Consider the following 12,296-nt stretch of genomic DNA (forward strand, 5'->3'; position numbering starts at 1 on the left):
GATCGAGCAATGGGTTTCAAATGCGGGATCGTCGGCCTGCCCAACGTGGGCAAGTCCACCCTGTTCAATGCGCTGACCGAAACGCAGGCGGCGCAGGCGGCCAACTATCCCTTCTGCACCATCGAACCCAATGTGGGTCAGGTGGGCGTGCCCGACCCTCGCCTCGACAAGCTGGCCGAGATTGCGGGCAGCCAGAAGATCATTCCGACGCAATTGTCGTTTGTGGACATCGCCGGCCTCGTGCGCGGCGCGTCCAAGGGCGAAGGTCTGGGCAACCAGTTCCTTGGCAACATTCGCGAAGTGGACGCCATCGTTCACGTCCTGCGCTGTTTTGAAAATGACGACATCCAGCATGTCGACAACCGCGTGGACCCGATTTCAGACGCCGAAACGGTGGAAACCGAACTGATGCTGTCCGACCTTGAAAGTCTGGAAAAGCGCGTTTCGGCGGCCCAGAAAAAGGCCAACAGCGGCGACAAGGAAGCCAAGATCCTCGTCTCGGTGCTGGGTCAGGCCTTGGAACTGCTGCGCGAGGGCAAGCCCGCCCGCCTGACGCAGCCCAAGGATGATGACGAAGCCCGCGTCTTTGCCCAGGCCCAGTTGTTGACCGCAAAGCCGGTGCTGTACGTGTGCAATGTCGAGGAAGAAAGCGCCGCCACCGGCAATGCTTTTTCGGCCAAAGTGTTTGAAAAGGCCAAGGCCGAAGGCGCCACCGCCGTCATCGTTTCGGCCGCGATCGAGGCCGATCTGGTCGGCATGGACGCGGAAGAACGCGCCGAATTCCTGTCGGAACTGGGGCTTGCCGAAACGGGTCTGGCCCGCATCATCCGTGCTGGCTATGAATTGCTCGGCCTGCTGACCTTCTTCACCGTCGGCCCCAAGGAAGCGCGCGCATGGACCGTGGCCAAGGGTTCCAAGGCCCCGCAGGCGGCAGGCGCGATCCACTCGGATTTCGAACGTGGCTTTATCCGCGCTGAAACCATCGCCTATGACGATTACGTCTCGCTGGGCGGCGAAGGTCCGTGCCGCGATGCGGGCAAGCTGCGCCAGGAAGGCAAGGAATATGTCACCAAGGACGGCGACGTGTTCCACTTCAAATTCAACGTGTAATGAGCGCTGCGTTCAAGACCTGTTTTGAAGACCTCGTGCTGGGCGAAACACAGAAATTCGGCCAGTATGAGGTCAAGCGTGATGAAGTCATCGACTTTGCCCGCGCCTATGATCCACACGATTTCCACCTGTCGGACGAAGCGGCGGCCAAGAGCCATTTCGGTCGCCTTGCTGCCAGCGGATGGCACACATGCGCAATGACCATGCGAATGATGGTGGATCAGATGCATGAAATAGGGCTGGCCAGCATGGGCGGCGCGGGGGTGGATGAATTGCGCTGGATGGCGCCGGTCTATCCGGGCGATATCCTGCGCGTCGAATCCGAATTGCTGGAAAAGCGCCGCAGCCGCTCACGCCCCGAAATGGGCCTGATCCGGCGGCGCAACACCGTGTTCAATCAGGAAAATCGCGCAGTGATGAGCTTTCTCGCCACCGGCATGATTGCGCTTCGCGATCCTTCCGCCCCGATGGAAGAATGACGCGAATTTGCAAAAATACAGGTTCAGGGCCATGGGTATGAAATATTTTTTCCGTCTGATGGCCGCCCTGTTTCTGTTGCAGGTCACGTTGGCTGTGCCCGTCACCGCGCGCGGCAAGGCGTCAGAGCGCATCCCCACGATCCTGATTTCCATCGACGGTTTTCGCCCCGATTACATCAGCCCCACCCTCACCCCCAATCTGGCCGCGATTGCGGCCAAGGGCGTGTCGGGCACGATGACGCCCTCTTTTCCCAGCATCACCTTTCCCAACCACTGGACTCTGGCCACTGGCCTTCGCCCGGACCGGCACGGGGTCGTGAATGGGACAATGAAAGATCCCGCCCATCCCGGCGTCACCTTTGGCAAGAGCAGTGAACAGCCATGGTGGTGGGACGGCAGCGGCGGCCCGGTACATGTCGAGCCGATCTGGGTGGCGGCCGAGCGCGCCCATATCCGCAGCGGCATCATGTTCTGGCCCGGATCGACCACGGCCATCGACGGCATCCGCGCCTCTGACTGGCAGGCCTATCACGCCGATCTGCCCAACCATGAACGCGCCGAGGTGGTGCTGGACTGGATGCGGCGGCCGGCACGCATTCGACCGGGTCTGGCATTGCTCTATTTTGGCGTTGTGGACGTAAGCGGCCATCGACATGGGCCGGGATCACCCGAAACCACCGCCGCGATCCGCGATGTGGATGCCGCCATCGGCTATCTGCGCAGGGGCTTGGCGGGGATGCACCGGCGGGTCAACATGGTCATCGTGTCGGATCACGGCATGGCGCGAACCATTCCCGAACATGTGATCTGGGCCAAGGATTATCTGGCCAAGGAGGACTATAAGCTTGTTTCCTATGGCGGCATATTGTTCATCGACAATGTGCCGGGCCATGAGGCCAAACTGGCCGAAAGCCTGAAGAAGATGCCCTCCTTCATCCATTGCTGGCCCAAGGGCGAATTGCCGGAGCGGTTTCATTATGGGCATAACGCGCGTGTGCCGGATTGGCTGTGCCTGCCCGATCCGGGCGCGCGGATCATGGATGGCAATCCCGAACATCCCGATGACGGCGGCGACCATGGCTATGACCCGGCCAGCCCGGACATGCGCGCATTATTCCTGGCCACCGGCCCGGCCTTTCGCCCCGGCACACGCCTGCCCGTGTTCGACAATGTTGCCATCGAGCCGCTTTTGCGCCGCTTGATCGGATTGGCGCCGGGCAAGGATCGCGACGGGACGGTGGCGCCGGTGAAAAAGGCGCTGCGTTAAAGACGGTTATTTCCGTCCAAACAGCTTTTCAATATCGCCATGGGCCAGCTTTACCCATGTAGGGCGCCCATGGTTGCACTGGCCAGAGCGCGGCGTCACTTCCATCTCGCGCAGCAGGGCGTTCATTTCGGCGACGTTGAGCGCCCGCCCTGCCCGCACGCTGCCGTGACAGGCCATGGTGGCCAGCACCAGATCGAGCCTTTCGCCCAGCAAGAGCGCATCGCCATTGAGCGCCAGATCATCGGCCACATCGCGCACCAGAGCCTGAACATCGCCCTTGCCCAGCGCGGCGGGAACCGAACGCGCCAGCATCGCGGTTGCGCCAAACCGTTCCAACGCCAGACCGTGCTGGGCCAAGGTCGCAATCGCCTCCTCCAAGCGGTCGCAGCTTGGCTCGTCCAATTCGATGACCTCGGGCAAAAGCAGGGCCTGAGCGGCGGCCACCTTGTCGCCCGCGCCCGCTGCCTTCAAACGCTCCAGAACGATGCGTTCATGGGCGGCATGTTGATCGACAATCACCAGACCATCCTCGGCCTCGGCGATAATATAGGTGTTGGCGACTTGCCCACGCGCCACGCCCAATGGGTGCCGGATGGCTTCGGGCGCGGGTTCCTGCGCGGCTTCGGCGCGGCCCATTGGCAAGTCCTGCGACGGGGCCATTACCTGCGCCTCATAGCCGCGCCACGCGCTGCCCGCCTCGCTGACGCGGTTGGGCACGGGGGCATATTGGCGGGCGAACAGGCTGGTCAGGCTGGGCGCGGGCGCGACGGGAGCAATAGGTTCGGATGTCCACGCAGCCATCGCGGGCGCGGCGGGCGTCTGGGCGGTCTTTTGCCCGGCGCCTTCCAAGGCATGACGCAGGCCCGAAACGATGAAGCCCCGAATAAACGAGGGATCGCGAAACCGCACCTCGGTCTTGGCCGGGTGGACGTTGACGTCCACCTCCTCTGGCGGAACGTCAAGGAACAGCGCCAGCACCGCATGACGATCCCGCGCCAGCATGTCGGCATAGGCCCCGCGCACCGCGCCGACCAACAGGCGATCCTTGACCGGACGCCCGTTGACGAAAAGATATTGGTGATCCGCCACGCCCCGGTTGAACGTAGGCAATCCCGCCACGCCCGTCAGCCGCGCAGGCCCGCGTTCAAGATCGATAATTACCCCATCCTCGGCCAGTTCGCGCGCGACGATCTGGGCCACGCGGGCCGGGCCACTCTGTCCGGGTTGAACCGACAGAACGCGGCGACCATCATGTTCCAGCACAAAGCCCACCTCTGGCCGCGCCATGGCAAGGCGGCGCACCACATCGAGGCAGGCGGCATATTCGCTGCGGCCAGAGCGCAGGAATTTGCGCCGTGCCGGGATTTTGGCGAACAGATTGTCCACCCGGATGCGCGTACCGGGCGGAAGGGCAGCAGGCGCATCCTCCACCACATCGCCATGATCGACCACCCGGCGCCAGCCCTCGGCCGCGCCGCGCGGGCGGCTCTCAATGGAAAAACGCGCGACGCTGGCGATGGAGGGCAAAGCCTCCCCCCGGAACCCCAGCGTCGTGACCAATTCGATGGCCTCGTCCGGCAATTTCGAAGTCGCGTGTCGCTCCAGCGCCAGCGCCATCTGATCGGGCGCCATGCCGCAGCCATCGTCCGTCACCTCGATCGCGTCCAGCCCGCCATCGGACAGGCGCACCGTGATCATCCCCGCCCCCGCATCGATGGAATTTTCCATCAATTCCTTGAGCGCAGAAGCCGGCCTTTCGACCACTTCACCAGCGGCAATACGGTTGACCAGATTTTCGGGAAGGCGGCGGATAATCGGCATAAGGCCCACTATAGGCCGCCCCGCGGCAAAGCGCAGGCCATAGCGGCGCGAGTATCCACCGATTTTCGCAAATGCCGCCCGCCAATTGCCGCCATGCTGGTGCATTCCGCCACGCAATCCGCCATGCCAAGGCCCAAGCGAAAGCGATTCGCGCCGATCCGTTGACGCATTGCGGGACAGGGCCAACAAATTTTTGGCCTTTACGCTGCGCATGCGTTATGGAGCGGCGCGCCCATAACCCCCAATGTCCTGTCGGACGGTACGCAATATCGCGGTCGTCGGGCAAAGCCACGGAATTTTCGATGTCGTCCTTCTTCTCGCGTTTCATGAAATTCGGTTCGCAAAACATGGCCATCGACCTCGGCACGGCCAATACACTGGTCTATGTTCAGGATCGCGGCATCGTGCTGAACGAACCCAGCGTGGTGGCCATCGAGACGATCAACGGCAACAAGAGCGTGAAGGCCGTGGGCGATGATGCCAAGATGATGATGGGCAAGACGCCCGACAGCATCGAAGCGATCCGCCCGCTGCGTGATGGCGTGATTGCCGACATCGAAATCGCCGAAGAAATGATCAAACATTTCATCCGCAAGGTGCATGGCAAGCGCAGCCTGTTCCGCTATCCCGAAATCGTCATCTGCGTTCCCTCGGGGTCCACGAGCGTTGAACGCCGCGCGATTCGCGACGCGGCCAGCAATGCGGGGGCCAGCCAGGTCTATCTGATCCTTGAACCCATGGCCGCCGCGATTGGCGCCGACATGCCGGTGACCGAACCGGTTGGTTCGATGGTGGTCGACATCGGTGGCGGCACAACCGAAGTCGCCGTGCTTTCGCTGCGCGGTCTGGCCTATACGACAAGCGTCCGCGTGGGCGGCGACAAGATGGACGAAGCCATCGTTTCCTATGTCCGCCGACACCACAACCTGCTGATCGGCGAAGCCACCGCCGAACGCATCAAAAAGGATTACGGCATTGCCGTGATGCCCGCCGACGGCATTGGCGAAACGATCCACCTGAAAGGGCGCGATCTGGTCAATGGCGTGCCCAAGGAAATCACGATCACGCAGGCCAATATCGCCGAAGCTTTGTCCGAACCGATCAGCGCGATCATCGAAGGCGTGCGTATCGCGCTGGAAAACACCGCGCCCGAACTGGCCGCCGACATTGTCGATCAGGGCATCGTGCTGACGGGCGGTGGCGCTCTGATCAAGGGTCTGGACGATTATCTGCGCGAAGAAACCGGCCTGCCGGTGTCGATTGCCGAAGATCCGCTGTCCTGCGTCGCTCTTGGCACCGGCCGCGCGATGGAGGATCCGATCTATCGCGGCGTGTTGATGACCGCGTAATCGTTTGGGTTGAATTCCATGTCCGCGTCCGGCGTGGGGCCGGCGCGGACATCAATGCGTAAGAAAGGCGGGATGCATGGCTCCGCCAGGCAACCGGCGCCCGGGCTATTCGCGCAGGGCGCATAACAATATCTTCTTTGCCTATGTGGCGGCCGGCGTGGGCGCGGTGGTCGGCGGGGTGCTGCTGTTTTCATCGATGGGCAGCACGGGCAATTTCGCGGGTCTGCGCAATGTGGCCAGCGATGTGACGCAACCTGCGGCCAAATTGTCGGCGCAGGGACGTTCGGCAGCGGGCGATACATGGGGCGTGCTGAGCGGCTATTTCACGTCGGGGGCGGAAAACGCTCGTCTGAAAAAAGAGGTCGCACTGGGCCGGGTTCAGGCGGTCGAAATGGCCGCCCTGCGTCAGGAAAATGAGCGGCTCAAGGCCATGCTCAACCTGTCCTCGGACACGCCGAAACCTGTGACCTATGGCTGGCTGGTGGCCAGCACCAACAGCAGCCCGCGCCGCTATGCCACGATTTCGGTCGGCAGCCTTCAGGGCGTAAAGAGCGGCATGCCGGTTCGCACCCATCTGGGGCTGGTGGGCCGTGTGCTGGAGGTTGGGCTGCATTCGGCGCGCGTGCTGATGATCACCGATCCGGAAAGCGTGGTGCCGATCCGCCGCGCCAGCGACAGCATCCCCGCTTTTGCCACGGGCAAGGGCGATGGCACGCTGCAATTGCGCCTGCTGACGCTGGGGCTGAACCCGCTCAAGCTGGGTGATGCTTTTGTAACGTCGGGTTCGGGCGGGCTTTATTGGCCCAACACGCCCATCGCGGTCGTCACCGCCCTGACGCGGGACGGCGCGATTGCCCGCGTTCTGGGTGATCCGGCGGTCAGCGAAATGGTTGCGGTCCTGCCCACATGGTCGCCCGACAGCGACCCCACGCTGCCCCCGCCGGTCGATCCGGTCAAGGCCAAGGCCGACGCCGACGCGCAGGCCAAAGCCGCCGCCAAGGCTGCCAAGGCGGCTGCATCAGGGGCGCCGCAATAAGATGGTGTCCAGCAGGCTTTCGCGGCGCGGTGCAAAGCCGATTACCCGCAGCATCAGCCGTTCCCCCTCGCCCTTTATCGCCTATGCCGCGCCATGGGTGATGGTGGCGATGGCGTCTTGCATGCCGGGTTGGCCTTTGATTGCCATGGTGCCGATTATGCCGCCGCTGGGTTTTATGACCTTGCTGGCATGGCGACAATTGCGGCCCGGATTGCTGCCGGTCTGGGCCGGGGCTGTGCTGGGGCTGGTCGATGATCTGTTCAGCGGGCAACCGTTTGGGGCGGCCATGGCGATCTGGTCGTTGACCATGATTACCATGGATGTGATCGAGGCGCGCTTTCCATGGCGTAATTTCCTGACCGACTGGCTGGTGGCGGGCTTGTTCATCGCGGCCTATCTCGCGCTCAACTGGTTGATTGCGGCCCGTTCGGGTGGGATGATTGCGCCTGAATTGATGGTGCCGCAAGGGATCTTGGCCCTGATCGCCTATCCAATGGTGGGGCGCACGGTCGGATTGATCGACCGTTGGCGATTGACGCGTTTCCGGGTGCTGGATTGATGGCAAAGCGCAAGAAAGCGCCAAAATTGATTACGCCGGCCATGCTGCGCGACAGTTTCGACCGTCGCAGCATGGTCGTGGGCCTGTTGCAGGGCGGGGTCGGTGTGCTGCTGGCCACGCGTATGGGCTATATCGCTCTGGCCGAAAGCCAGAAGTATCAGATGATGGCCGAGAGCAACCGGGTCAACCTGTCGCTGATCCCTCCGCGGCGGGGCTGGATTCTGGACCGCGACGGGCAACCGATTGCCAGCAACCGCGCCGATTTCCGGGTCGATTTGATCCCCGACCGGGTGATCGAAAAGGAAAAGACGCTGGAGGAACTGGCCCATATGCTGGGGCTGGACGAGATCGCGCTGCAGGATGTGCGCGACCGGCTGGAAAAGGCGCGCGGGTTTCAGCCGGTTGAGGCCGGATCGCATTTAAGCTGGGAACAATTCGCCGCCATTTCGGTGCGCCAGCCCGATCTGCCCGGCGTCGTGCCCCAGCGCAGCTTTTCGCGCTTCTACCCTTCCGGCCCCTGCGTGGGCCATCTGGTCGGCTATGTCGGCGCGGCCAATGCCAAGGATTATGAGAAAGAGCATAATCCGCTGTTGATCACGCCGGGGTTCAAGATCGGCAAGGACGGGCTGGAAAAGGTTTACGATCAGGTGCTGCGCGGCCAACCGGGCGCGCGGCGCACCGAAGTGACCGCCAGCGGCAAGATCGTGCGCGACCTTGAAACACGCGAAGACGTGCCGGGCCAGCCCATCAAGCTGACCGTTCACGCCGGGTTGCAGGAATTTGCATCGCGCCGCATCGGCACGGAAAGCGGCACCTGCGTGGTGGTCGATTGCCTGACGGGCGACCTTTTGTGCTTTGTCTCAATGCCCAGTTTCGACCCCAACAGCTTTACCGACGGGGTTGGCCGCATTGAATGGAAAATGCTGTCCGACGATGACCATGTGCCGCTGCGCAACAAGCTGCTGCACGGGCTTTATCCGCCCGGATCGACGGTCAAACCCACGGTCGCGCTGGCCTTTTTGGAAGCGGGTCTGGATCCCAAGGCAAGCGTCAATTGTTCGGGCGGGCTGCGCGTGGGCAACCGCGTGTTCCACTGCTGGAACCACCATGGCCATGGCAGCGTGGACATGGCCAAGGGTATTTATCAGTCCTGCGACGTCTATTTTTATCACTTTGCGCAACAGATCGGCATGGACCAGATCGCCAAGACAATGCGCAAGATCGGCTATGGCCAGAAATTCCCCCTGCCCTATCCCAGCCAGTCCTATGGCACCGTGCCCGACCCGGCGTGGAAGATGAAGAAATATGGCAAGGAATGGGCGATTTACGACACCGTGAACGCCACGATCGGTCAGGGCTATGTGCAGGTAAACCCCTTGCAGCAGGCCATCATCGCCAGCCGTCTGGCCAGCGGCAAGCTGTTGATGCCCCGCCTGATGCATGAGGACAAGCCGCCCACGCCCGCCTCGCTGGGCGTGCCGCAGGAGCATCTGGATTTCATCCATGCCGCCATGCACGAAATGGTGAACGGGCGCGGGACGGGCCATGCCGCCAAAATCCCCATTCCCGGCGTCGAAATGGCGGGCAAGAGCGGCACGGCGCAGGTCGTCGGCCTCAACATCGGCAATGGCAAGGGCGGGCTTTGGCGCCACCGCGACCATGGCCATTTCATCTGTTTCGCGCCCTTTGACAAACCGCGCTATGCCTGTGCGGTTCTGGTCGAACATGGCGGCGGTTCGGGCGCGGCCATGCCGATTGCGCGCGACGTAATGACCTATATGTTCGATCAGCAAAAGGCGTGGGACGCGCTCAGCAAGCTGGAGGCCGGATGGGGCGGCACGCCGCAACAGCGTCAGGCGGCCAGATACCGTTCCTATGCCGCGCAATATGGCGTGCGTGCGCCCGCGGTTCAAGATAGCGACGAGGCCTTGGCGCGTGAGAGCGAGGCGGACGCCCGCCCCACCCCGCAGCCGATGCAATCCGATGCCGCCCCGCCCGCACCCGAACCACAGGCCGAAGATGCGACCGCCCCTGCCCCCGCACCGGCGCCGACACCTTCGAGCAGCGCTTCGACGGCGGTGCGCCCATGAACTCAAACTTCATCCCTACTCCTCTGCGCGGCCTGCCATGGCGCATTCTGATCCCGTTGACGGCGCTGGTGCTGTTTGGCGCCACGGTGCTGTGGTCGGCGGCGGGCGGCAATTGGTCGCCTTATGCGTGGAAGCATATTTTCAACTTTGGCCTGTTCCTGTCGCTGGCCATCGGCATTTCGCGCCTGCCCGAACATACGTTTCGCAAGGCGGCCTATCCGATCTATGGCGGGCTGGTTTTCCTGCTGATGCTGGTCGAGGCCGTGGGCAAGGTCGGGGGCGGCAGCCAGCGTTGGCTCAACATCGGTTTCATGAACCTGCAACCCTCGGAATTGATGAAGCCGGGGATCGTGCTGGTGATGGCGCTGTTTTACTCCACCCTGCCGCCGACGCTGATCCGCAGCTGGCGCGCGCTGGTGCCGCCCTTGCTGTTGCTGGGCATGCCGGCGGGGTTGGTGATGCTGCAACCGGATCTTGGCACCGGTCTTGCCATCTGTTTCGGGGCGGTGGTCGTGGTGTTCTTGTCCGGCACGCCCATCTGGTGGTTTTTGAGCGGCGGAGCGGCGGCGGCTGTGGTGGCCCCGCTGGCCTTCTTTTTCGCGCTTCATGATTATCAACGCAAACGCGTGTTGGTATTCATGGACCCGGAGGCCGACATGCTGGGTTCGGGTTACCATATCACCCAATCCAAGATCGCGATCGGCTCGGGCGGCTTCTTTGGCAAGGGGCTGGGCAATGGCACGCAGAGCCATCTGAAATACCTGCCCGAAGCCCATACCGACTTTGCCTTTGCCACCATGGCCGAGGAATGGGGCATGATCGGGGGGCTGTTCATCCTCTTTGTGTTCTTTGTCGTGCTGTTCCGCTGGGGCATGGGCGTATCGCGCCGCGCGCCTGATCGGTTCAGCCAATTGCTGGCCGCGGGCATGACCGCGACGATCTTTTTCTATGTCGCGATCAACATGATGATGGTCATGGGCCTGGCCCCGGTGGTCGGTATCCCCCTGCCCTTTATCAGCCATGGCGGATCATCCATGATGACCAACATGATCTGTATCGGCACGATCATGGCGGTGGATCGCTGGTCACAACGCGCAGGCGGCAGGTTCTCCTGAGGCCTGACTTTCGCATTCATCAAATTTTTTCAAAGAATCACTTGCGCCCCGGCGATCACACGCTAAAGGGAGCGCCTCCGGCGGGAAGCCAACCAAGCTTCCCCGCAAAAACCGGTACGGACGCATAGCTCAGTTGGTAGAGCAGCTGACTCTTAATCAGCGGGTCCTAGGTTCGAGCCCTAGTGCGTCCACCACGGTTTTTTCGCCTTTTTCGGCGTGGATGGACGCATAGCTCAGTTGGTAGAGCAGCTGACTCTTAATCAGCGGGTCCTAGGTTCGAGCCCTAGTGCGTCCACCAAAATCTTCTGGCCCTTTGGCACAGACGGACGCATAGCTCAGTTGGTAGAGCAGCTGACTCTTAATCAGCGGGTCCTAGGTTCGAGCCCTAGTGCGTCCACCAATATTCTCAATGACTTACTCCTTCAAAATTGCCGTTCTGGCTCTCGCCAGACGGCGACGGTTTACGGGTTGGTTTACACGTCGCGTCTTCGAGCCTGGCGATGGCTTCCTCACCCAGCCCGGCGTCACGCATCAGGTAGTGAGCATCGAGAATCGCCTCGACATCCTTGAGGCCACGTCCTGTGATCGTGGCGATCTGGGGGACAGAGCAACCTGCGATCGCCAGACGGGTCACGACCGTGCCGCGCAGATCATGAAAGGTCAGGGCCGCAACCCCGGCTGCGATGCATGCTCGTCACCATAGCTCAGCTTTAGCCGGTCGAAAGCGGCCTTAAGCGGTGCCCCAACCGGTATGACGATACGCTTCAACTGACGCTTGCCGATTTTGCTTTTGCTCTTGTTCTGGATCAGCCGAATATGGGTGCCGTCATAGGCCTTCCATCTCAGCTTGATGAGGTCGCCCTGACGCTGCCCGGCCACGGGAAGTCCTCCTGCGGCCTGCAGCGTCGATCCAACTCGTGGTGCCCTGCCCCGATTTTTCTCCCTCCCCACTAACGGCTGGGCGGTAGGCGCCTTGCGATCCAGGAAACGCCGGCATTGGCCAAATGGGCTTCCAAGGGTATTCCGAAGGGAGAACTGGCTGGCGGCATGTCAGGCACAGAGGGGCTATCGCTGAAGGCGAGGCCGAAGCAGCGCTGGGCACCAGCGGTGGGCAGATGGATATTCGCATGGCAGTGCCCTCAAGGAAGGCACCCACGCAGAGTCATGAAGCGAGGCTGTGTTATCATATATCCGGGCAACTCAAAGTGCCGATTTCGTGTAAATTTACAGCCTGCTGTCAGTCGATCCGGTCACCCTGCCCGGCGCGAGGCAGAAACAGCGAACACGGAGGCGATAGCGCACGTCGGTTCGCCCCTCCGATACCCTGCAATATCCACCGCGCGTACCTGTCGGTAAGATGCACCGCATGGGCTGTATGGACTTGTAACGGATTTGTGCCGGTCACCTGAGCGTTTTATGCTCGCAACAGGAGACCGACGAGATGATGAAGCATAGTGAAGATTTTAAGCG

The 12,296-nt window shown here is 62.0% G+C and carries 11 protein-coding genes and 3 tRNA genes; 11 read left to right on the top strand and 3 right to left on the bottom strand.

Annotation, left to right across the window (positions count from 1 at the left end; translation table 11 throughout):
• Positions 1-9: 9 nt before the first annotated feature.
• From ychF to ACZ9HU_RS08185, 3 genes are read left to right on the top strand one after another with little or no spacing between them, the layout of a single operon-like run.
• A complete protein-coding gene (gene ychF / locus ACZ9HU_RS08175) occupies positions 10-1,110 on the top strand; it encodes a redox-regulated ATPase YchF (RefSeq protein ID WP_476104178.1) in 1,101 nt (366 codons plus the stop codon).
• A complete protein-coding gene (locus ACZ9HU_RS08180) occupies positions 1,110-1,589 on the top strand; it encodes a MaoC family dehydratase (RefSeq protein WP_476104179.1) in 480 nt (159 codons plus the stop codon). The genes ychF and ACZ9HU_RS08180 overlap by 1 nt, the downstream gene beginning before the upstream one ends.
• 31 nt (positions 1,590-1,620) lie before the next feature.
• Positions 1,621-2,856, top strand: coding sequence for an alkaline phosphatase family protein (locus ACZ9HU_RS08185; protein WP_476104180.1), 1,236 nt, complete (start codon positions 1,621-1,623; stop codon positions 2,854-2,856).
• A 6-nt stretch (positions 2,857-2,862) separates the two neighbouring features.
• Here the strand turns inward: ACZ9HU_RS08185 and mutL are convergent, their stop codons facing one another.
• Complete coding sequence (gene mutL, locus ACZ9HU_RS08190; protein ID WP_476104181.1) at positions 2,863-4,677, bottom strand: DNA mismatch repair endonuclease MutL; 1,815 nt, start codon at positions 4,675-4,677, stop codon at positions 2,863-2,865.
• Between the two features lie 302 nt (positions 4,678-4,979).
• Between mutL and ACZ9HU_RS08195 the strand changes: the two genes are divergently transcribed.
• The 8 genes from ACZ9HU_RS08195 (at position 4,980) to ACZ9HU_RS08230 (ending at position 11,226) form a co-directional block, all read left to right on the top strand.
• A complete protein-coding gene (locus tag ACZ9HU_RS08195) occupies positions 4,980-6,026 on the top strand; it encodes a rod shape-determining protein (RefSeq protein ID WP_168602564.1) in 1,047 nt (348 codons plus the stop codon).
• A gap of 76 nt (positions 6,027-6,102) precedes the next feature.
• Entirely contained in the window at positions 6,103-7,062 is a 960-nt protein-coding gene (locus ACZ9HU_RS08200; protein ID WP_476104182.1) for a rod shape-determining protein MreC, read from the top strand.
• A 1-nt stretch (position 7,063) separates the two neighbouring features.
• Positions 7,064-7,621, top strand: coding sequence for a rod shape-determining protein MreD (mreD, locus tag ACZ9HU_RS08205; protein WP_476104183.1), 558 nt, complete (start codon positions 7,064-7,066; stop codon positions 7,619-7,621).
• Positions 7,621-9,711 (top strand): penicillin-binding protein 2, encoded by a 2,091-nt coding sequence (mrdA, locus tag ACZ9HU_RS08210; RefSeq protein WP_476104184.1) that lies wholly within the window; start codon positions 7,621-7,623, stop codon positions 9,709-9,711. The genes mreD and mrdA overlap by 1 nt, the downstream gene beginning before the upstream one ends.
• Positions 9,708-10,826, top strand: coding sequence for a rod shape-determining protein RodA (rodA, locus tag ACZ9HU_RS08215; protein ID WP_476104185.1), 1,119 nt, complete (start codon positions 9,708-9,710; stop codon positions 10,824-10,826). Before mrdA ends, rodA begins: the two co-directional genes overlap by 4 nt.
• Before the next feature lie 118 nt (positions 10,827-10,944).
• Positions 10,945-11,020, top strand: a tRNA-Lys gene (locus ACZ9HU_RS08220).
• Between the two features lie 28 nt (positions 11,021-11,048).
• Positions 11,049-11,124 (top strand) — tRNA-Lys (locus tag ACZ9HU_RS08225).
• A 26-nt stretch (positions 11,125-11,150) separates the two neighbouring features.
• Positions 11,151-11,226: transfer RNA gene (locus ACZ9HU_RS08230), tRNA-Lys, on the top strand.
• Positions 11,227-11,232: 6 nt separating this feature from the next.
• Here ACZ9HU_RS08230 and ACZ9HU_RS08235 read toward each other — a convergent pair.
• Positions 11,233-11,460, bottom strand: a complete 228-nt coding sequence (locus ACZ9HU_RS08235) for a hypothetical protein (protein WP_476104186.1) — start codon at positions 11,458-11,460, stop codon at positions 11,233-11,235.
• Positions 11,461-11,486: 26 nt separating this feature from the next.
• Positions 11,487-11,705, bottom strand: coding sequence for a hypothetical protein (locus tag ACZ9HU_RS08240; protein ID WP_476104187.1), 219 nt, complete (start codon positions 11,703-11,705; stop codon positions 11,487-11,489).
• Between the last annotated feature and the right edge of the window lie 591 nt (positions 11,706-12,296).

It is taken from the genome of Novosphingobium sp. Sphag1I (genome assembly GCF_056279125.1).